Annotated in this window: 17 protein-coding genes and 2 pseudogenes; 7 read left to right on the top strand and 12 right to left on the bottom strand. The window is 37.9% G+C overall.

Annotated elements, in window-relative coordinates; translation table 11 throughout:
• Window positions 1-147: 147 nt before the first annotated feature.
• The gene (locus tag ACJ9PY_RS09585) at window positions 148-561 is read left to right on the top strand and encodes a hypothetical protein (protein WP_411739882.1); all 414 of its coding nucleotides are present in this window, start codon (window positions 148-150) and stop codon (window positions 559-561) included.
• A 134-nt stretch (window positions 562-695) separates the two neighbouring features.
• Here the strand turns inward: ACJ9PY_RS09585 and ACJ9PY_RS09580 are convergent.
• Together ACJ9PY_RS09580 and ACJ9PY_RS09575 are read right to left on the bottom strand one after the other, a co-directional pair.
• Window positions 696-1405: pseudogene (locus ACJ9PY_RS09580) on the bottom strand (transposase).
• Window positions 1406-1766: 361 nt separating this feature from the next.
• Window positions 1767-2516 (bottom strand): class I SAM-dependent methyltransferase, encoded by a 750-nt coding sequence (locus tag ACJ9PY_RS09575; protein WP_411739881.1) that lies wholly within the window; start codon window positions 2514-2516, stop codon window positions 1767-1769.
• Window positions 2517-2958: 442 nt separating this feature from the next.
• Here ACJ9PY_RS09575 and ACJ9PY_RS09570 point away from each other — a divergent pair, with 442 nt between their 5' ends.
• Entirely contained in the window at window positions 2959-4752 is a 1794-nt protein-coding gene (locus ACJ9PY_RS09570) for a LamG-like jellyroll fold domain-containing protein (RefSeq protein WP_278089222.1), read from the top strand.
• A 157-nt stretch (window positions 4753-4909) separates the two neighbouring features.
• On the opposite strand, the gene ACJ9PY_RS09565 is transcribed toward ACJ9PY_RS09570, so the two are convergent.
• The 6 genes from ACJ9PY_RS09565 to ACJ9PY_RS09540 all read right to left on the bottom strand — a co-directional run bounded on the left by ACJ9PY_RS09565 (window position 4910) and on the right by ACJ9PY_RS09540 (window position 10367).
• Entirely contained in the window at window positions 4910-5806 is an 897-nt protein-coding gene (locus tag ACJ9PY_RS09565) for a DMT family transporter (protein WP_330502452.1), read from the bottom strand.
• A gap of 769 nt (window positions 5807-6575) precedes the next feature.
• Window positions 6576-7400: an ABC transporter permease gene (locus tag ACJ9PY_RS09560; RefSeq protein ID WP_057276162.1), complete on the bottom strand. Its 825-nt coding sequence runs from the start codon at window positions 7398-7400 to the stop codon at window positions 6576-6578.
• A 21-nt stretch (window positions 7401-7421) separates the two neighbouring features.
• On the bottom strand, window positions 7422-8237 hold the full coding sequence (locus ACJ9PY_RS09555; protein ID WP_063576690.1) for an ABC transporter ATP-binding protein: 816 nt from the start codon (window positions 8235-8237) through the stop codon (window positions 7422-7424).
• A gap of 28 nt (window positions 8238-8265) precedes the next feature.
• Complete coding sequence (locus ACJ9PY_RS09550; RefSeq protein WP_411739880.1) at window positions 8266-9327, bottom strand: ABC transporter substrate-binding protein; 1062 nt, start codon at window positions 9325-9327, stop codon at window positions 8266-8268.
• A gap of 472 nt (window positions 9328-9799) precedes the next feature.
• The gene (locus ACJ9PY_RS09545; RefSeq protein ID WP_411739879.1) at window positions 9800-10156 is read right to left on the bottom strand and encodes a DUF1796 family putative cysteine peptidase; all 357 of its coding nucleotides are present in this window, start codon (window positions 10154-10156) and stop codon (window positions 9800-9802) included.
• Window positions 10157-10205: 49 nt separating this feature from the next.
• Window positions 10206-10367: a hypothetical protein gene (locus tag ACJ9PY_RS09540; protein ID WP_170956404.1), complete on the bottom strand. Its 162-nt coding sequence runs from the start codon at window positions 10365-10367 to the stop codon at window positions 10206-10208.
• 595 nt (window positions 10368-10962) lie between these two features.
• Here ACJ9PY_RS09540 and ACJ9PY_RS09535 point away from each other — a divergent pair.
• A complete protein-coding gene (locus ACJ9PY_RS09535) occupies window positions 10963-12183 on the top strand; it encodes a cytochrome P450 (protein WP_411739878.1) in 1221 nt (406 codons plus the stop codon).
• A gap of 360 nt (window positions 12184-12543) precedes the next feature.
• Here ACJ9PY_RS09535 and ACJ9PY_RS09530 read toward each other — a convergent pair.
• Window positions 12544-12903: pseudogene (locus ACJ9PY_RS09530) on the bottom strand (VOC family protein).
• Window positions 12904-13418: 515 nt separating this feature from the next.
• Between ACJ9PY_RS09530 and yyaC the strand changes: the two are divergent.
• Window positions 13419-13952, top strand: a complete 534-nt coding sequence (yyaC, locus tag ACJ9PY_RS09525) for a spore protease YyaC (protein ID WP_098864185.1) — start codon at window positions 13419-13421, stop codon at window positions 13950-13952.
• 93 nt (window positions 13953-14045) lie between these two features.
• On the opposite strand, the gene ACJ9PY_RS09520 is transcribed toward yyaC, so the two are convergent.
• Complete coding sequence (locus tag ACJ9PY_RS09520) at window positions 14046-15356, bottom strand: CitMHS family transporter (protein ID WP_095680033.1); 1311 nt, start codon at window positions 15354-15356, stop codon at window positions 14046-14048.
• 248 nt (window positions 15357-15604) lie between these two features.
• Window positions 15605-16468, bottom strand: a complete 864-nt coding sequence (locus ACJ9PY_RS09515; protein WP_034313052.1) for a LysR family transcriptional regulator — start codon at window positions 16466-16468, stop codon at window positions 15605-15607.
• Between the two features lie 148 nt (window positions 16469-16616).
• Between ACJ9PY_RS09515 and ACJ9PY_RS09510 the strand changes: the two genes are divergently transcribed.
• Window positions 16617-17744 (top strand): 2-methylaconitate cis-trans isomerase PrpF family protein, encoded by a 1128-nt coding sequence (locus tag ACJ9PY_RS09510; RefSeq protein WP_411739877.1) that lies wholly within the window; start codon window positions 16617-16619, stop codon window positions 17742-17744.
• Window positions 17745-17801: 57 nt separating this feature from the next.
• Window positions 17802-17948 (top strand): hypothetical protein, encoded by a 147-nt coding sequence (locus ACJ9PY_RS09505; protein WP_164468794.1) that lies wholly within the window; start codon window positions 17802-17804, stop codon window positions 17946-17948.
• Between the two features lie 658 nt (window positions 17949-18606).
• Here ACJ9PY_RS09505 and tcuA read toward each other — a convergent pair.
• The gene (gene tcuA / locus ACJ9PY_RS09500) at window positions 18607-20118 is read right to left on the bottom strand and encodes an FAD-dependent tricarballylate dehydrogenase TcuA (RefSeq protein WP_411739876.1); all 1512 of its coding nucleotides are present in this window, start codon (window positions 20116-20118) and stop codon (window positions 18607-18609) included.
• 268 nt (window positions 20119-20386) lie between these two features.
• Here tcuA and ACJ9PY_RS09495 point away from each other — a divergent pair, with 268 nt between their 5' ends.
• Window positions 20387-21247 (top strand): LysR family transcriptional regulator, encoded by an 861-nt coding sequence (locus ACJ9PY_RS09495; protein WP_063576696.1) that lies wholly within the window; start codon window positions 20387-20389, stop codon window positions 21245-21247.
• Window positions 21248-21294 lie beyond the last annotated feature (47 nt).

The following is a 21294-nucleotide window of genomic DNA, read 5'->3' as shown; positions in this document are numbered from 1 at the left end:
AAAAAACAGCCATTAATATTGTTGTCTTTTATTTTAACAACAATAAATAGGCAGCCCTGTTTTGTTGTCCATCATTGTCCATATAGGACCCTTCCCACCCTTTGTACATAGTCTGAAAGGGTAAACAAAAAAAGGAGGATTTCTTGAATGTATAATTACACTTACTACCCTAATAATGTGCATTATTATATAGATGGAGAACGAATACCTGGCCCGGGCGGCGGTCAATGGGACGGACACGGTGGCGGTCATGGCGGCGGTCAATGGGACGGACACGGTGGCGGTCATGGCGGCGGTCAATGGGACGGACACGGTGGCGGTCATGGCGGCGGTCAATGGGACGGACACGGTGGTGGTCATGGCGGCGGTCAATGGGACGGACACGGTGGCGGTCATGGCGGCGGTCATTGGAACGGACACGGTGGCGGTCATGGCGGCGGTCAATGGGGCGGACACGGTGGCGGTCATGGCGGCGGTCATTGGGAACACGGACAATGGATTCCACGCTGTAGGAGAGTATGGGTTCCCGGATTTGGTTGGAATTGGATTTGTAGATGGTGAAAAAAAAGACAGCTTATGCTGTCTCAGTTTGTAGACAAAAGGGGTTCGGAATTAAAAAATTCCGACCCCTTTTTGAAATTCCCTTTGAATTTTCGCCTAAAGTTAAGAGATTGGGGCTCAACGGGCCTACTATGTTAGGCCATTTTTGGACCTCGCCATGCCCAATTGGCCATCTTCTTTAAATGAATGGCAGCGAAAGTAAGCATCGCCTGCATCGACAATTTTTTAAGTCCCCTTAAAAGAGTCCAACGCATACCATGCTTTTCTTTTGCATCTGCGAATACACGCTCAATCGTTTCTTTACGTTTTGCATATATAGGTTTGCATCTTGATGACGACGCAGATGATCTGCTTCTTCCACATGTGTTTGCCAGATATGCCGCGTCGCCACTTTTTGACAGTCCTTGCTTTCTGTACAACGAGATAAAAATGAGCATGTTGTACAAATTTGTTTTGGCGATTTGTACTCGCGATAGCCCTCTTTATTAGTTGTTGAGTACTTTAAAGTTTCGCCCGAAGGGCAAAGGTAACAATCAAAATGTTCATCGAATACATAGTCCTGTTTGCGGAAAAATCCTTCTTTGGTGCGAGGACGTGTATAAGGTAAAGCCGGTATGATTTCTTTGTTAAATAGGTAGCTTGTAATCGCTGGTGTTTTATAAGCTCCATCTGCGGCAACGGCTTCCGGTTTTCCAACTTTCTCAATCACTTGTTCAACTAGTGGCTCTAAGATCTGACTGTCATGTGTATTTCCATGTGTTACAATCGTTCCCATTACAAAACCGTTGAGGTCTGCTGCCGCGTGGAATGAATAGGCAAACTGTTTTGTTCGTTCATCTTTCACATAGTTACAACTCTCAGAATCCGTTATACTTTCTTTAATCTCTTTGGTCTCTTCTTTATCAAATTTATCTGGTGGAAAAGGCTTTTTTCCATGGTTTTCACGATCTTGTTTGATTTTATCTAAACGGTAAGACAAAGTTGATTGGAGCGGGTGTTCGAGACTCCTGCTTAGAAAAGCGCGTCTAGGGGCGACCACGCAGGCGAAAGCCGAGGAGGCTCCCGACCGCCCGCGGAAAGCGAGTAACCTACGTTCCAATCAACGTCAAAATTGTACAAGCCATAAAAATAGACAAACTCGATTTACATCGAGTTTGTCTACAGTCTGAGGCGTCCCTACTTTCGTAGAAACGCCTTTTTTTCGTTTACTTCATTATTTTCGGTTCCTTTACTGCTGAGATCATTAAAAACATGGGCCTTCGATTTTCATCTTTCATTTCAGGAACACTTTTTAACATGTCATCAGAAGGCATCGGTTCCTTTACTGCCTTTATGCTGAAACCTGCACCAATCAAGTCATTCATATATGTTGAAATCGTTCGATGATACTTTACTACGTTTTCGGTTAAGAAGGTTGTTTCTCTCACACCTTCGTACTGATAGTTGTCAACTGGCCAATGCAGATGATTGCCGTGATTATCGTCATACCAAGCTTGTTCGTTGCGAGAAGTAAAGATTGGATGTTCAACCGAGAAAACAAAAGTGCCTCCAGGCTTTAAACAATCATGGACCTTTTTGCAGATTGCCTCATATGACTTAATGTAATGAAAAGCCAATGAACTGATAACCACATCAAATTCAGAGCTGGAAAAATCGATATCTTCAATCGGCATTTTAATATATGAAATACAAGGGTCATCCGTTTTTTCACGTGCTCTTTGAAGCATATTGTCGGAAATATCCACACCAACGACGGAACTTGCCTGTTGCTCTCGGGCAAATCGGCAATGCCAGCCGAAACCGCAGCCCAAATCAAGTACCGTTTTATTACGCAGATTTGGCATTAGCTCTTTTAATACATGCCATTCTCCGGCAGCTTCGAGTCCTTTGACTGATCGTGGCATTTGCTCATACGCAGAAAAGAAATTTGCATCATCATATTTGTTTTGTTTCATAACTCATACATCTCCTATAATTCAAGATAGCCTCCTAAGATTAATACCACATCTATTACAGGAGGCTACCTATCTCCTTCTCACCATTTTTTTCACCTCATTATCTTGATGGATCACTGTCCTAATACTAACACATTGCTTGTTTTCCTACCCTCCCACCTAAAGAACAAAATACTTCAAATTAGTTGTTATCCTTGATTTCAAATTGTAGGCATTAGGCCTTATCTCCTAATGTCTTTTTTAGTAATAAGTCTTTTTTACTCATCCTTAATAAGTTATCGAGAAGATAAGCAAACTATACCTTATTGCAGCTTATACGGAATCTTCCCTACCTAGGCTTATTTCTCAAAAATTACCCAGGTAGTAAGTAAAGAATACATGTTTAACATGTTTAACCATTATTTTTAAATTGCTTAATCTAATTTAAAGGGGTGAATATATTATGAGAATGAAAAAAGCATTTATAGGTCTCTCACTCTTATGTATGATTGTTCCTGGTATTGCCAAGTCAGCCGATTCTTTAAATTCCGTTGCTGAAAATGATCGGAGCAGTATCGTTGCAAATTGGAAATTCACAAAACAACATGTTAAAAGCGGTTCAATCGATAAAGGCAATTTAATTATTGAAGATACAAGCAAACATGGAAATGATTTAGAGTTAGTGACGAAAGGTGACCCTGCATCACCCGAATTAAAAAAAATGTTGAAATGGTCTGAAGAAGATTATTACGCTCAAGATAAAGTTGATAGCTTGAAATTCGCCAATTACGAAAACGCCCCTGCAGGAAGGTATTTTAAAACCATACGGGATGCACCTATCAATTCAGAGAATTTCGATAGGGGTTTTACCATTGAATTTGTATTTAAGATGCCAAGGAAACCCAAAAGTGGCATGGGGCTTTTTTCAAGACAAGGTCAGGCGGCAGATCTTAATAAAATGGAAGGCGAGAAAAAAATCCTTTCTGCTTTATCTATATCCAGTGATCAAAAATTACACTGGACAAGCCATCCATCCAATCTAAACTATAATGTAAGCAATTGGTCTCGTTCGTTAAATGCTGGTGAATGGTACCATTTGGCAGTCGTTAATGATGGTAGCACAACGACTCTAACTTTAAATGGCGTTAGTGATTATGGAGAATCAGAAAAGGCCATAGGTATTGCAGCATTAAAAGGTAAAGGCTGGAATATCGGCGCCACAGAGTGGGGAAATAAGTTGGATGCGCTTTTCGGAGGGAATATCCAGGAAATACGAATTGCCAATAAGGCATTAACTGAAAAAGAATGGCTAGTACAGGATGCTCGTGACGATGAACCCTTTGAAGGATCAAACAAGTCCTTCCCCATTCTAACGAATAAGAAGAATTACAATTTCCTCTTTATTCCAGATACCCAGAAATATTCAAGCCAAAATCCTGAGATTTTCAATAGTCAAATGAACTGGATATCCAATAACACCAAGAAGAACAATATTATCATGAATACATTTGTTGGGGACATTGTCGATAGTGATTCAGAAAAACAATGGCAGAATTCGCTCAGAGCCATTTCCCTTTTGGATAAAAAGGAAATTCCATATATGATGGCGGCTGGGAATCATGACTATGCTGCCGGAGATCCTTTTTTAACACATTATGGGCCACAGCGTTTTATGAATAAAAAATACTATAAGGGATCGGCTCCCTCTGGGTATAGCTCATATGCAATCGCTAAGGCCGGGAGTTATGAATACTTAGTTTTAATCGTGGATATGAAAAATCTCCATAAGGACTTGGAATGGTCAAAAAAAGTTCTGGAACGGCATAAAGATAAACCGACAATCCTCGTCTCACATGATATTATTTTTCCGAAAGTTAAAGATGATAAAACCATTGCCGCCGATTCGTCCAATGGCCGGCTGATATGGGATGAACTTGTAAAGAACCATAATCAAGTGTTCATGACGGTTAATGGACATTTTTATGGGATAGCGCATCGGGTAAAACAAAACTCAGCAGGAAATGATGTCATTCAAATGCTGGTCAATTACCAAACGAATTATCGAGGGGGAAATGGCTGGCTAAGACTTGTAGAATTTGATGAAAAGAAAAATGTATTATTATTCCGTACTTATTCCCCATATGTTGACGGAATGACTAGGAAAGAAAAGTCCTATATTGATTATAAATTTTTAACAAGTGAAAATAATTCATTTAAATTGAAATGGGACTTTAAACATAGATTTAATTTCAGGTAATGAACAGGTCGGAAAAATCCAATTCCCCAGGTGTCTGATTAACCTCATCAACCTGGGTGAATTCCTTTTATTAGGATACCCTCCTATGTGTTGAGTCGTCCTAGAAGGATATACGTTCATTCATGATGATCTGGGATGCTGCTATTTTTTCTAGTTTTCATGCTGCTTTTTTCACCACTGATTTATACTTTCCGAAACCATTAACGACAAGGACCCCCAATATCGCAATACTGCCGCCAATGACTGAAAGGGTACTAGGTACTTCCTGCAGCCAAACCCAAGCGACGAAAATGGCAATCACAGGTTCAATGTACAACAAACTGGAAACGGAACTGGCTTTTCCTAATGATAAAGCGACTGCCCAAGTTACATAACCGATGGCCGCAGGGAAAATACCAACAAAAATCGCTGATAAATGACCTTCCATCGTTGCATGTTGAATTTCTTGAAATAGCCCAGGAAAAAATATAAAAAAGGGTATTGTACCGATCCATGTGAAGTAAGCTGTCAATTCAATCGGATTATAACGGCTAAACAGTGGCTTTTGGAAAACAAAAAACACCGCAGAAGCAATAGCTGACATCAGTACTAAAAAAGCTCCTTCAGAAATATTCAGGGAAGGTCCTGCGGTACCTAATGTTATTAAGGTGATTCCTGTGAATCCAATTCCTAAACCAATCCATCCGTAAAGTCCGAGGCGTTCTTTTAAAACGAACCCAGCAATGATCGCGATGAAGACAGGTGCTGAACCGATCAGCATTCCAGCCGTTCCCGCCGAAACCGTTTGTTCCCCGAATGTCACCCCGATATGGTAAATACTAATGCCAATAAATGCAAGAATCGAAATCCTCAACAAATCCTCTTTTTTCGGGAGTCGAAATTTCACCCCAGGCCAGAGAGCATAAAGGATAAAAACTCCTGATGCTATAAGATAACGAACAAGTACCAAATGACCGGCTGAATATCCGCCATGCAAGCTTGCACGAATAGCAGCGAATGTAGAGCCCCAAATAATTACTGTTATAGATGCCAATAAAAATGCCTTAGTGTTCAAAACCTATTCCTCCCAACCATCCCTATAAATTGAAGGTATCATGGATACGTGAGAACTTCAATAAAATTTCTATCTCGCTGTGAAGTGTCACAGTAAAATAACGAATTTAAGTACATTCTGTGTTGTAACCATCGCTGAAGAAATTCTATTCCATTTGGGATTGGATTTGAGAGCTTTGTTAAAAGATGGATCAGGTTTGAAAAGCATACTAAACCAAATAGTTATATAGTCAAAACAAGTTGATTGGAGCGGATGTGCGAGACTCCTGCGGGAAAAGCGTTTCCAGTGAGACCCCGAAGGCGCAATTGCGCTGAGGGCGGACTGCCTGCGGAAAGGGAGTGCCTGGAGAGTTCTACCTAAATTTTTTTCACTGTAATCCTTATTGGATTGAAGAAATTTGCGACACTCCTGCCGAATTACTGGCTGGCCGAGACACCGCAAACGCTTGCGTCGAGGAGGCTTGCGTCGAGGAGGCTTGGCAGGCAGCCGGCGGAAAGGGAGCGGATTTCTGAAATCGACTGAAACGTTTTTTAATAAAAAAACGTATCCAACCTCGATTTTCATTGAGTTTGGCTACAGTTTAGTTGATTGGAATGGAAGGTACGAGACTCCTGCGGGAAAAGCGAGGCCAAGGGAGACCCCACAGGCGCAAATAGCGCCGAGGAGGCTCCCGGACCGCCCGCGGAAAGCGAGTGCCTGGAATGGAAATCAACGTTCAAACCGCGGATAAACTCGATTTTCATTGAGTTTGGATACAGAATTAATTTAATTAATTATTTTCAGGTTTCCAAGATGAAAAGCGTCTTTCAATAATGCCTAATAATGAAGTAAGAATGATTCCCGTAATCGTAATGACTAACACGCCAACAAACATGCGATCTGTTTGTAGATTTTGACCATTGCTTGTCAATTGGTATCCGATACCAGCTGTCGAAGCGAATAATTCACCTACAACCACTGCAATTAATCCTTGACCTATACCTAAGCGAATACCGTTTAAAAGGAATGGTACCGTCGAAGGCAATGCAATTGTTTTAAAAATTTGAAATTCACTTGCACTAAATGTCCTTGCTGCTTTTATTAAGTTTTGATCTAATGTTAACATAGCTTTTTGAGCGCTCATCACTATTGGAAAGAAGGCCATCAAAAATACGATAACAATTTTTGATGCTGGCCCTATTCCGAATGCAATGATGATCACTGGTAATAGTGCTACTTTAGGAGTTACATATAATCCTGAAATGAAAGGGTTAACCACTGCATTAAAGGTAGAGTTCCAACCTGATAACACACCTATTGGGATTCCAATAAGTATGGCTAAAACAAAGCCTGAAACAAATTCGTAACCACTTACCTTCATATTTTCCCAAAAGGAAACTTCTTGGACCATTAAAACTGCCGCTTGTGCAATTTCAATTGGTGAGCTTATGAACAATGGATTTATCCATTCATTTTGAGAGGCAGTTTCCCAAAGCAACAGGAATAGTAAAACAGAAGCAACACTGATAAAAAATGACTTTTTTTCTTTTTTCATTTTCTTCGCCTTTTTTATCTTTTGCTTTGATTGTGTAAGTTCTATCATACCCTTCGTCATAGTGTTCTCCTTTCACATTAATTATTTCTCTTTATTATCGAAACCTTGTTTAGAAGACTCCTGTTCAATAATGGACCAAATATGATCTACAAACTCTAAAAATTCCGGGCTGCGCTTCACATGGAGATCTCTTGGTCTAGGTATATCAACATCAACAACCTCCACTACACGTCCTGGTCTTGCCCCAAAAACAAAAACTCTATCAGCTAAAAATACCGCTTCATCAATTTGGTGTGTAATGAAAAGACTTGTCTTTTTTGTCTCATCCCATATTCTAAGTAACTCACCTTGCATAAATTCCCTAGTTTGTGCGTCCAATGCCGAAAATGGTTCATCCAATAATATTAATGATGGGTTTACCGTTAATGCCCGAGCCAAGTTTACCCGTTGCTGCATCCCACCTGACAATTCATGTGGATAATGATTTTCATAACCTTTTAAACCGACCATTTCAATAAATTCTTTGGCCTCTTTCTTTTTCTCTGCGGTTATTTGCTTTAACAGTTCAACTCCATAAAGAACATTTTCCAAAACAGTTCTCCAAGGTAATAGACTCGGGTTTTGAAAAACCATTGCCCTGTCCTTGCCGGGACCATCAATTTTTTGCTGATCTAATAGTATTTCTCCCTTACTTGGCTTTAGCAATCCAACTACAGTATTTAAAAAAGTGGTCTTTCCACAGCCGCTCGGCCCAACAATACATATAAATTCACCATCTTTAATGTTTAAATTTATATTCTGCAGGGCAATCACTTCTGCACCAGTTTTGTTATTTACGTAAGTAACATCTAAAAAACGAGTAGACAATTTAAAGTTTTCCAGTTGTGCATTTTCCATCTTACCTATCATCTCCTTTCCATTCTAATTATTTTTTAAAAACCTCTTCTATATAACTATTTGTCCAAATAACATCTTCAGTTGTATCCTGTTTAGTAGAAACGCCTGATATCTTGCCAAATTCAACTAATGGATCCTGGGCATTATCCCAAGCTTCTTGATTCATTTCCCCATAGCCTTTAAAAGTGTTTTTCAATCCGATTAATGATTCCTCTAGAATATCAACATCTATTCCATCAAAATAAGATTCGATCGATTCGGCTGCCTCTCTTGGGTTATTACGTGTGAATTCCATACCTTTCCCTATTGCCCGAACTACTTTCAATGATGTTTCATGATTTTCTTCTAAATATTCTTTTTTAGCAAATACAGCTTCCCAGACCATATTCCCATACATTGGCTCTTCACTTGTATTGATTACAATGTCTCCTATATCTTTACTTTCCGCTTGTAAACCCATTGGGGGTGATGCTATTCCCCCGTCAACAATCCCCTCCTGCATACCGCCAATCTTCGATCCATCTCCTGCTAATTTGACGGTTTTAAGAGTATTGGGATCAACTCCATGCATTTGCATTAACTGACGGGTGTATACGTCTCCAGAATCTCCAACAAGGTTTGTACCAATAGTTGCGCCTTTCAATGAAGCCACTCTATCTTCAAGTGATGAGTCTTTAGAAACATTCTTTTTCTTTTGATATTGTTTAGAGAGTGTAATTTGATAGGTTAGCGCAGAATTTAAAGATTGAATTGCCAATAAATCTTCACCTTTGTCAAGAGGAGTAAACATACTTCGAGGACCCGAGACCGCAAACTGAGCTTCACCTGATAATACAGAAGCGATTACTTGTGCTCCTCCACCACCAGAAACAATCTCAGCTTCAATTCCTTCCTTTTCAAAAAAACCTTGCTCTATTGCTACATACAATGGGGCAACCGACAATAATCGTGCAGGTTCCGTAAAAGTAAGCTTAACCGCTTTTCCTCCTGAATTCCCTTTGTTTTCTGTAGTTGTTTCGTCACTTGGACCGCATGCAGATACTATTAACACCAAACAAAGCAGAACGAACGCCAATTTATTCTTAAACATATTACTTACCTCCCTAAATCAAATATTTTTAACATTTCATTCACTAACTAACTATATTCCTCCTCTATTTTAGTTTTATATACAAAACATAATTTCATATACATATCAATTCTAAATCAGCTGTCCCTTATGGGTCAATTGTAATTTTGGAATATTTAGATAATTGAGCAAATTACTGCACAAAAAAACACTCATTAAAATCATGAGTGCCCTTTAACTCTTGAGATACAATTTTATGCGAAATAAAGAAAAAAACTTAATGCTTCAGCAATTTAAAAAAGATTGCAGTATAAGAATCGAAGTCAGTACTAGAATATGTTTTTGTTAAGGTTACCCCATTATACACATAATCCCACATTGTATATTGTAATTCCACTGCTTTGTGAACGGAAATTGCCCCCACCTAACGAATAAGATGGAATTGCCATTTGACATTATTTCAATATACTTATTTATTCGGTAATTGAGTTTTTCAAGCAGGGTAAAGATGAGTCCAATCTTGATTAGGTATCATAGGGAAATCATGAACTGAAATAACATTATAATAGGTATCTTGAATAATATGCGCTTTTTGCTGCTTGCCGCACTCATCTGAAAAAACCACTTCTCCATCATCAAGATAAAAAGCGATGCCATCTACCTGCTTCATATTGTTAAGATCCATAAATCCGACAAATCTGTTCTTCAATATTCTGCTTACATCCGGGAGCGAATTAAATTCAACCCAATCAAGGGGAAATGAAGACCGCCTTAAATTAAGGGAAGGTCCACACCAACTGCCAAGGCTAATGATTACATCATAAGATCCTTTTATATCTTGTAATTTCAATTCAGTCATCCGCTCTACTAATTTCCCTATTTCACCGAGGTAACTAATTTTATTGCCAGTCTTTTTCACTTTGTTCTGGAATTATATACACAATCCAGCCATAACGAATTTTCAGTTCTTCAGCCATTATTTCGGCAGTTTCTTTATCCGGAAATGTGCCTGTTATTAAGCGGAAACGGTTATTTTCCGGGTTAATTATTTTTTCTCTCATAGCTTGTACCTCCTTTTTTATATCCTATGAAGCTTCATGGAAATCTGTATAGTACTTAATAGATTACTAACAGCCCTTTTTATGTACATGAAAAATAAAAGAATCCCAACTTTGATAAAGTGGACTTGTTGGGAACTTGAGGGATTATTGGAAATGCAAAAGAAAATTATGGAGAAGTTAATGACTATCTAAATATTGTCCCCTTTCCACCTTTTATTGTAGGGTCAATAATCTTTATCTAACTCCTCAATCGCTTGATTCTATCACCCACTTCAAAGGCAAGATGCCTAAGCCCTCTTGCTTCAGGATAAGTTGGACAATTGGGCTATAAGAAAAAAGAGAACAATTCCGGCTGATATTCCCCTCCGACTATTTGGGGTACCGGTATGATCTTAAACGAGAAGCTATGAAACTCAAAAGAGTTTTTCAATAGGTGGTGAGTCAAATATTCAAAGTCATTACTTTCTTCTTATTGAAAAATATCTCAATTTATGTCAATTGAAACCAATTTATGAGTTTGTTATCTTAGTTAATGAACCGGTTCATGACTAGTTTATGTATGAATATTAGTCACAATAAAAGGAGAGATGAAACCATGACACAAGTACGTAACTCAACAAGCGCAGTGGAGCAGTATGCTAATCTCATCCCCATGAGTGAAATTGCTTCGAACGCAGATCAATTATTTCCTTTTCCAATCTTTAATAGTTTACGACAAAAAACTCCTGTAAGGTACGACGAGGCTCGAAGCTGCTGGGATGTATTTCGATATGAGGACGTTCATTATATTCTAAAAAATCCAAAACTGTTTTCATCGGAACGAGGGTCTGGAACTCTTCAAGGAAGCATTTTGACAATGGACCCTCCTAGACACACAAAAATGAGAAACTTAGTGAACAAGGCATTCACTCCTAAAGCAGTGAAGGATTTAAAAAATAAAATCGAAGAGGTGACACTTTACCTTCTCGATCAAGTTAATGAGAAAGGGACTATGGATCTCGTTCATAACCTTGCTGGTCCGTTGCCTGTCATAATAATTGCCGAATTATTGGGGGTCCCTGCTAGGGATCGGGATCTTTTTAAAACCTATTCTGATGTTCTCGTGGCAGGCGCCAAGGATAATTCAAATGAAGCCTTTCAAAGAATGGCACAGAAACGTAAGGAAGGAAGTGAGTTTCTTAAAGAATATTTCAAAAAAATAATTTTAGAGAGAAAAGTAAATCCAGAAGAAGATTTAATTTCGCTATTATTAGCAGCAAAAATTGATGGGGAAAAATTAACAGAAGAAGAGGTACTATCTTTCTGTGTTTTATTATTAGTTGCGGGAAATGAAACAACAACTAATTTGATTACAAATGCCGTACGCTATATGACAGAAGATAAAAACATTCAAGAACAAGCTAGGACAAATCTGCCTTTAATACCAAAATTGGTAGAAGAAACACTACGCTTTTATCCTCCAATACAGGCAATTGGCCGTGTTACAAAGGAACAAGTCAAAGTTGGGGGCAAAACAATCCAAAAGGGGGAACAAGTAATTTGCTGGGTCGCTTCGGCAAACCGGGATGAACAAAAGTTTGCAGAGCCTAATCGGTTCACATTAGAAAGGAAATTAAATCCTCATTTGAGTTTCGGGTTTGGTATTCATTTTTGTTTAGGTGCCCCGCTTGCACGTCTAGAAGCAGAAGTAGCTCTCGTGAAACTATTAAGTACATTTGCAAAATTGGAAGATGTAAAAGGGACTGAGCTGGAGGCGATTCCAAGTCCGTTCGTTTTTGGAGTGAAAAGACTTCCTTTAAAATTCACAAGACAATGAGCCTTGCTGCCTGAGAATATATAGATTAGGTAATACAAAAACCTATCAATAACAAAAAATGAATTTTTAATAACTCAATGAAAAAGAAGTATATTAAAATTACGACCTTTTAAAATTGAATATTTGAAAAGCATTTATTGGAGAAGATATTAAATCCTACATTTATCCAGTTATTAAAAATTCCATTGTACTAGGTTGATAAAAATTTATATATAATACGGATTTTATGACATAAAAAATACAGAAACAAAAATGGAAATCACAAAATGAGTTCCATTTTTGTTTTGAGTACTATTTTGTTTTAGGGCACCTTGATGAAAGATTTTTCTTATCAAAATATACATAACCCTACTGCAAATACTACTTTCCATATATTTCAAGAGGCAAATCATCCGGATCACAAAAAAAGGTAAACCTTTTTCCTGTTAACTCATCAACACGGATAGGTTCGACTGGAATGATTTCTTTTTCTAAATCTTCAATCGCTCGATTAATATCTTCCACTTCAAAAGCAAGATGTCTAAGCCCTCTTGCTTCAGGATAACTGGACGATTTGGGCTATCAGGAAATGAGAACAATTCAAGCTAAATTTCCCCTCCGACCATTAAATCCAATTTATACGACTGCCTATCTGACCGATATGTCTCCTTCACGATATCACACCCTAATTTTTCATAATCGGAACAAATTATTGACATGATGTATTTTTTTTACCTTCATTTGTTTCCTCCCTAAGAACATTGGTTATTTTAATAATCTAGCTTTACCAAAGTTATCCATTTATAAAAAAATTAGATTTCAGTGCTTCCTTCGGAATATACTGCACCATACTGGTACATCCATTTCCCTTTCACCTGGATATAGGTCTTTACAAAGGGCGTATAATATAAGTAATCTAAAAAAACGTATAATAAAAAAGGAGCCTTCCCCTCCTACTCTCTCGATCAATAATATAGATTCCTAGAACGCTGATTATGTTAATTAACTTTGTATATTGGTGTACTTGGTTGTAGTTTAAAATAAAGTCGTTACGTTTTCTAGTTGTAAACCAACTCCCACTTCCTCGCCAAATAAATTAAAAGGGATGTTTTGAATTACTGCCATTTTTCAGAGTGTTAACTATCTTTCCCAAGCATATGCTTATATTTACATGCATGATGTCCTTTTTGTTCGTATAATAGGACAAAGGGGAATTAAGATGAGTCTAATTTACAAGAAGAGGAGCAATTTGTTCTGTGGAAACAAAAGGCGAAGATATAAACTGCTTAGCATTAAAAGTCAAAGAGATTATTCAATCTTCTGGATGTCAAAATGAAGATGTAATCTTTCTGTGCATTGGTTCAGACCGATCAGTTGGGGATTCATTAGGCCCTTTAGTCGGGACAATGCTTAAAGAACATACGGTGCCTTATCGTGTTTACGGTACTTTGGAAAATCCTGTTCATGCATTTAATTTAAAAGACACATTGAAAAAAATTAAAAAACAATTCAAAAAGCCTCTTATTTTTAGTGTGGATGCTTGTTTAGGGAATCAAAACCAGGTCGGTTATGTTTTTTTGAAGGATGGACCTCTTGTCCCTGGGAAAGCTTTAAAAAAAGTATTGCCGGAAGTTGGAGATTATCATATTACAGGAATGGTCAATTATATAGATCCGCTGCCAACGATGCAATTTTTAAATGATACTCGTCTATACACGGTTATGAACCTTGCGAAAACAATCGTAAAAATAATTACTCAAGCTAGCGGCGAGACTTCTGGAATTAAATAAAAGAATGGGCTGTGCCAAAACCACTAATAATAATTGGTTTTGGCACAGCCCTACTTTGTTTAAGTTCGAAGAATTTATTAGATAACATTGTACTTAAATAATAGCCCCTGTCAAGATAGCAACAATGATAAGGACTAATGAACAAATTAGAGCCCATTTAAATGCATACCGCTGTAGTTCCCCGATATCCGTTTTTACCATCCCTACCAGTAAAAGAGTCGATGCCACGAGTGGACTTAAGAAATGTACAGGCTGGCCCAATACGGAAGCTCTGGCAATTTCTAAAGGACTCACTCCATAAGCTTCTCCTGCTTCTGCAAGAATTGGCAAAACACCAAAGTAGTAAGCATCATTGGATAAAACGAACGTAAATGGCATGCTGGTGAACGCAACGACCATCGGTAAAAAAGAGCCTAAAGAATCCGGAATGATGGCCACTAATGAATTTGCAATGGCATCTACCATTTTCGTTCCGGAAAAGATCCCAGTGAAAATACCAGCCGCAAATACTAGTGTGACGACGGTAATAGCATTTCCTGCATGTGACACGATTCGCTCTTTTTGCTGTTCTAGATTAGGGTAATTAATGATTGAAGCAAGCACAAAACCGATTAGAAACAACACAGGTACCGGCACTAAGCCCATTACAAGAATGACCATAACCGTGAGCGTCAACAAAAGATTGACCCATATTAATTTAGGGCGCTTTAAATCGTCTTGTATGGCGGAAGCTACCGCTGCTTCAGCTAGAGCCCCTTTCATTTCAGGTGCAGCTTTGATATGAACAACACCAAGCCTTTTACGCTCTTTTTTCCCAAGTACGTAAGCGGTAAAAAGAATAGCTGCAATACCTGCGAATAGTGTTGGGATAATCGGAACAAAGAATTCATTTGCATCGAGACCTAAAGATGCTATTGCTCTTGTTGCAGGTCCTCCCCAAGGAGTCATACCACTCATAATACTTACAGCCAGCATAGAAATAGTGGCAAGAATAAGTGGATTCATACCAAGGCGTAAGTAAAGAGGCAGCATAGCGGAAATCGTAATCATATGAGTCGTGGTACCATCACCATCTAAGGCAACGGTCATTGCGATTACTGCTGTACCTATCGCTATTTTTACCGGATCCCCTTTTACGATTTTTAACATGGTTTTAATGAGTGGATCAAATAATCCAGCGTCAATCAGAACTCCGAAAAACAAAATAGCGAACAATAGCAAAGCGGCTGAAGGTGCGACAACCTTTATTCCATCGAGCATCATATCTCCGAGCTCTGGACCAAATCCGCCAATTAATGCAAAGATAATTGGAATGACTACAAGAGAATTAACAGGTGATAACCGTTTAGACATGATTAAATAAGTAAAGACAACGACCATTGAAATTCCAAGTAACGTAAGAATATGAATCCCTCCTATTAAAGAAACCGCTTACAAACCAGATGAGAAGTTTGAATAACTAAAAAATATTGCATATCTTCTGATTCCCTGTTGCTTTATTTTCTATTTTTAGAATAGTTCATATCATCAAATAAGTGAAATACATATTTTTTTTACTTTTTCGAAAAAAAAACTTATAATCCATTTTATATTAAATTAATAAATCCAAAAAAGCACTATGAAATTTTCAATACTTTCATAGTGCTTTTTCGTTAAAGATTGGAATTTTTATTCAAGAAATCAATAAAGTTTTTCACAGTAGAGAGTTTTAATGAATCCTGGTTATACATTAACCATGTATTTCTTAATACCGGCTTCCCATTTTTGTAGGATAACCCGTATGTATGCAAATTATCTGAAGGCTGCAGGCATATTTCCGGCAGAATGGAAACACCAAGATCATTTTTGACCATCTCTTTGCACGTCTCCTGCCGATCCGTTTCCATAGTTACAAATGGTGGCTCTGGAAATCTATCATGCCACCAGCCATTTATTAAGTTTTTTAAAGAACTGTCGGTCTTATAATTTATGAATGGAAGTTCCGGCAAATTATCCAAGTCTACCTCTTTCTTAGAAATTAAACAAAGTCTTTCTTTATGCAGTAATGATTTGATTCCATACCATTCATAATTTCCACGCAGTATGCCTAATTGAACACTAGAGGAATCCAGAAGATGCATGATTTCAGTACTCCACCCTGTATTCACATTAAATTGTACATGAGGATATTGTGTTGAAAACTTTTTCAATATTTCTGGTAGTTTATATTGGGCAAAGTTGCTGGAAACGCCAAGCCTTAACGTTCCTCTTACCTCATTTTTCATATTCAGCATATAATCTTTCGTTTTTTGCAACTTTTTCACCATTTCTTCCGCATAGCCCGCCAAATGTATCCCTTCTGAAGTGAACTCAATGCCTCCTTTTATTTTGAAAAATAGGTTTGTGCTAAATTCTTTTTCTAAATTTTTAAGCCGATACGTTAGCGCCGGCTGCGATATATATAAACGCTCTGCGGCACGGCTAATGTTTTTTTCTTCATATAGTACCCTTATCGCAATCCAATCTTTTTCGTCCACTTAACCATCTCCCGCTTTTGGATTATAAGTTTTTTTATCATTTTTTTAAAAAAAATATGTATTTTACTTATGAATGAACATATCATACTATATTTTCAAAGGAACCGGTAGTGCTATAAATATTGATTTGAGAAAAGGTGGTTATACAATGAAAGTACCTGTAGTTGTAATGCGCGGCGGGACAAGTAAAGGTGTGTTCCTTAACTTTGAACATATGCCTTCGAATCGCTCACTCTGGGAAGATTTCTTACTTGACGTGATGGGCAGTCCGGATCGGAGACAGATTGATGGTCTTGGAGGAGCGAATTCATTGACAAGTAAAGCAGCGATCATCAAAAAATCAGAATCACCGGAATTCGATGTGGAATATACATTTGCGCAAATCAGTATCGATAATCAAATGGTTGATTTTAAAGGAAATTGTGGGAATATTTCATCTGCTGTAGGACCTTACGCAATTGAGCAAGGATTAGTCCCTATACAAGAACCTGTTACAACGGTGAGAATTTTTAACGTGAATACACAGAAATTGATAATTGCAGAAGTAGAGGTTGAAAATGGACAAGTGAAAAAAGAAGGCAGCTGCTCAATTCCAGGCGTGCCTGGTAAAGGATCACCTATTTATCTTTCTTTTACTCGTGCTGAAGGAGCAGTTACAGGAAAACTTTTCCCTACAGGAAATCCAATTGACATGATTAAAACGAAGGATCGACTGATTCAAGTTTCAATCATTGATGTTGCCAATCCACTTGTTTTTGTAAGGGCACAGGATATTGGTCTAAACGGAAGCGAATTGCCCACTGATTATTCACAGGAAAAATTAAATGAACTAGAAGAAATCCGGTCGATTGCAGCTGAAATGTGTCAATTTTCCGATAAGAAATCAGCAACTGTCAAATCTCCTGCTGTGCCTAAAATGACCCTAATTGCTCCTCCTATGGATTACGTCGACCTAAACGGATCGGAAAGAAAAGCGTCAGAGATGGATTTGATGATCAGAATGATGTCGATGCAAAAGCCCCATCAAGCGCTTGCTATTACAGGAGCCATCTGTGCAACTGCAGGAGCTTACTTACAGGAAACGATTTTATCTGAGATGGTGAACGTTAAACAGGAAATTTTTCGATTAGCCCACCCGGCAGGGATCATGGAAACAAAAGTTGATTTTTTGGCAGGACACATACGCGCTATTAAGGTGGTACGCACAGCGAGAATCATTTTAGAGGGATACGTGTACACGAAAAAAAATTACGAGCTTTCCTATCAATTAGCTTGATTTGAATTGATTTGCAAATTACAGCAAAAAAATTATCTAACACTTGGAGGCTTTTCAATGTGGGTCATCACTGTCTTTTTAAAAGGAAATATTAAAATTTTTGAATTTGACACAGAAAAAGAAGCGAAAGAACTATTCAAAAATATGAAAGGCACTAAAATTCTTTCCGAAATAGTTTACTTCAATGATCCTTGTTTTGTATAAGTGAGTTTTCAATAGAGCCCAGACTATAATGTATCTCCAACTAACCGATGCCTACAAAATTCAATTATAAAATAGGATTGAGAATAGATGAAAATTTTCCGGGGGGGAGCGCTCACCCTTATACAAGTTAGGATATACTGAATCCCGATTTTCATGGTTACTGGAGTATTTAACCAAAAAGAAAACAAATTGTTATCTATCATCCTTGATATAGGGAAAAACACCCACAAACCAACCCATTATTTATTGAATGGTATCCTTTTTCACAGGCTCAATTTTTGCATCAATCGGAGCATAGGAAGAACAGCTATATAAATATATATCATACAAAATAGTTGATATCTGGTAACTGTTGATAAGTCAGCGCTGACTTCATGCGCGATAGTGCCCAGCTGATCCATTCAGCTGGTGCTAAAATTGAATAGCTATAATAGAAGAAAAATCATATTGTCTGGCCATCAGGACGCTTAAAGCTATACTCTAAAACTCATATCCCTATATGATATGAGTTTTAGTCAATGCATAAAGACTTTTAATATTTGAAGTACCAAACAGCCAAGAACTTTTTTAAGCCTTGGCTGTTTTTCATTCTTCTATTTAATGTATCCCTAGATTTTTTGGACAAATTCTTATCTAATTAACTATGCAAGGAAAGGACTCAATGATTATTGACCGCTTCAACCTTTTCTTGAATATAGTGGGCTGCGGATGAACCAGCTAATTTTCCAAAGACTGCTCCAGACATTAACCCGGATCCACCAGGATAGTTTTCATAAAAAATCCCCCCAATCATTTCACCAGCCGCAAAGAGACCATTTATCGGTTGTTCTTCTTTGTTTAACACATGTCCCGTAACATCTACATGCAAACCGCCGAACGAGAACGTAATTCCGCACGTTACAGGGAAAGCATAGAATGGCCCTTGCTCAATTCGAAGTGCCCAGTTGGATTTAGGAGGGGTAATTCCTTTCGTTCCTTTGCCATCTTTCTCTGCGGGTCTATACTCGCCATCTTGTACGGCACTGTTGTATTCTTCGATCGTTTTAAGGAATTGTGTTTGATTGACCGGCAGTAAACTAGCCAACTCTCCAAGTGTATCTGCTTTATAAATAGTCGCTTCTTCAAGGTCATATTCTTTACGCAGCATCGGGCGTACCTGTGCATCATAAATTTGATATGCCACATGTCCAGGCTGTTTTAATACCTCACGGCCGTATTTGGCATAGGTGTAATTTCGCAAATCTGCTCCTTCATCAACAAAACGTTTTCCTTCATTATTAAGCATGACGCTGTACGGATAAGAATGCTTTTTAAAAATATCTCCCGGCTTTGTGAAATCTCCTACTTTTGGCGCGTTATAATCTGTCCCAATCGAATGACATCCAGACCACTGCCCAAATTTTTGAGCCCCTACTGCCATAGCCATGGAAATGCCGTCTCCTGTGTTGAACTCGGTTCCACGAACAATTGCAGCTTCCCATTCTTCACCAATATTTTCACATCTCATTTTCTTATTGGCTTCAAAGCCGCCACAAGCCAAAATCACACCGGATGTCTGAACTGTTACCATTGTTTGATCCTTCTCAACAACGACACCGGATATTGTGTTATTCTTTGATACGAGCTCCACAGCACGTGAATCGTACCAAACGTCAATGCCAATTTCTTCTGTCCGCGCAAAGAGCTGTCTCATTAAGCCCACGCCTTTATCTTCCGTTTTGATAGGCAGTCCTCCCCAGAAATTGCGCTTGCCAGCTTGTACGAAAGATTGATTTTCATAATTCAATTCAAATTTTATTCCCTGATCACGCATCCACGCAATTGTTTCATACGATTTAGTAACCAGCTGTTTTGCTAATTCGGGATTACTTTGTCCGCCTGTTACTCGCATTAAATCATTGTAATAGTCGGATTCCGTGTATTCAGGCATTACAATTAAATCGGATTCTTCATCTGTTAATTCAGGTATTACTTTTCTGATTGCGTCTAAATTATTGTATGCCACACGAATGGCTCCATCCGTGAAGAAAGAGTTCCCTCCACGCTTTTCCAATGGTCCTCGTTCTAATACAAGAACTCTAGCACCTCCCTCTTTTGCTGAGATTGCGGCACATAATGCTGCATTTCCTGCCCCTACTACAACTACATCATAATTTCGTGTATTTGACATCTTTACCCCTCCTGATAAGTAGTGATAACGCTTCATGTAAATAATAAGTGATTATAATAAATAAAAATAATATTGTTTTTTTATTCATTGCCATAGAAAAAATTTATGAAGGAATGCTGGAAAGGCAAAAATATAGTGAGTCTATTGGTTTACATAAAAAGATAGATTTCTTTTTTCAATAGTTGTATTATACTTTTAGAAATCAAATAAATTATCATTATTTATAATTACCCATAAATATTTTTTATGGTTAAAGGAGAAAAATTTTATGGATGAAAAAGACTGGCTTATATTAATTACTCTTTACGAAGAAAGAAATATAACCAAGGCGGCACAACGACTATTTATTTCTCAGCCAGCTTTATCCTATCGTATAAAACAGCTGGAAAAAGAGTTCAAAACAAATTTAATCTCTAGAGGCAAAAGAGGTGTCGAGTTTACAGTTGAAGGGGAATACCTCGTACAATATTCGAAAAATATGCGTAAGCAATTAGGCGCTGCAAAAGAACACATCTCAAATTTGGATAAAAAAGTAAAAGGAACTTTACGCTTGGGTGTATCTGGCTTGTTTGCCCGATATAAACTACCAGTATTATTAAAAGAATTTCTAACCCTATATCCAGAGGTTGAAATCAGTTTGAAAACTGGATGGAGTTCTCAAATTCATCAGATGCTTCAAAAAGAAGAAGCACACCTCGGGATCGTTAGAGGTCCTTACAAATGGCAGGAAAATAAAGTGTTGTTTCAAGAAGAAAAGATTTGTATTGCCTCCAGTAAAAAAATTGAATTAAAAGAACTTCCTTTTCTTCCTAGAGTTAATTATCAGACAGACCAATCGTTAAGAAATACTATTGAAAACTGGTGGCAGGAAACATTTGCGGTACCACCTAAGATTTCAATGGAGGTAGATCGGATTGAAACATGTAAGGAACTGGTTCTTAATGGTTTAGGATATGCCATTTTACCAGAAATCTGTATTAAAGATGATGAACCACTGTATACTTTCCCCATTGTATTAAGCGATAATAGCTTTTTGCTTAGAGAAACTTGGGTTTTTTACCGAGATGTGACTATGGATTTGGCACAAGTAAAAGCATTTATTGATTTTCTTAATGATTCTAAACAATAGAAATAAGACGAATCGAAATAAAACTAGTACAAAGGAAGAGAATTAAC

The sequence above is a fragment of the Peribacillus sp. S4 genome (assembly GCF_046715815.1).
Lineage (GTDB): Bacteria > Bacillota > Bacilli > Bacillales > DSM-1321 > Peribacillus > Peribacillus frigoritolerans.
Note: the sequence above shows the minus strand (reverse complement) of the source record. Positions and strands in the feature narration are given on the sequence as shown.

Coding starts and splice junctions, on each gene's coding strand:
- ACJ9PY_RS09510 (WP_411739877.1), top strand. CDS start 16,617: ATGAAAGTACCTGTAGTTGTAATGCGCGGCGGGACAAGTAAAGGTGTG.
- ACJ9PY_RS09585 (WP_411739882.1), top strand. CDS start 148: ATGTATAATTACACTTACTACCCTAATAATGTGCATTATTATATAGAT.
- ACJ9PY_RS09555 (WP_063576690.1), bottom strand. CDS start 8,237: ATGGAAAATGCACAACTGGAAAACTTTAAATTGTCTACTCGTTTTTTA.
- ACJ9PY_RS09570 (WP_278089222.1), top strand. CDS start 2,959: ATGAGAATGAAAAAAGCATTTATAGGTCTCTCACTCTTATGTATGATT.
- tcuA (WP_411739876.1), bottom strand. CDS start 20,118: ATGTCAAATACACGAAATTATGATGTAGTTGTAGTAGGGGCAGGAAAT.
- ACJ9PY_RS09550 (WP_411739880.1), bottom strand. CDS start 9,327: ATGTTTAAGAATAAATTGGCGTTCGTTCTGCTTTGTTTGGTGTTAATA.
- ACJ9PY_RS09505 (WP_164468794.1), top strand. CDS start 17,802: ATGTGGGTCATCACTGTCTTTTTAAAAGGAAATATTAAAATTTTTGAA.
- ACJ9PY_RS09540 (WP_170956404.1), bottom strand. CDS start 10,367: ATGAGAGAAAAAATAATTAACCCGGAAAATAACCGTTTCCGCTTAATA.
- ACJ9PY_RS09535 (WP_411739878.1), top strand. CDS start 10,963: ATGACACAAGTACGTAACTCAACAAGCGCAGTGGAGCAGTATGCTAAT.
- ACJ9PY_RS09575 (WP_411739881.1), bottom strand. CDS start 2,516: ATGAAACAAAACAAATATGATGATGCAAATTTCTTTTCTGCGTATGAG.
- ACJ9PY_RS09560 (WP_057276162.1), bottom strand. CDS start 7,400: ATGACGAAGGGTATGATAGAACTTACACAATCAAAGCAAAAGATAAAA.
- ACJ9PY_RS09495 (WP_063576696.1), top strand. CDS start 20,387: ATGGATGAAAAAGACTGGCTTATATTAATTACTCTTTACGAAGAAAGA.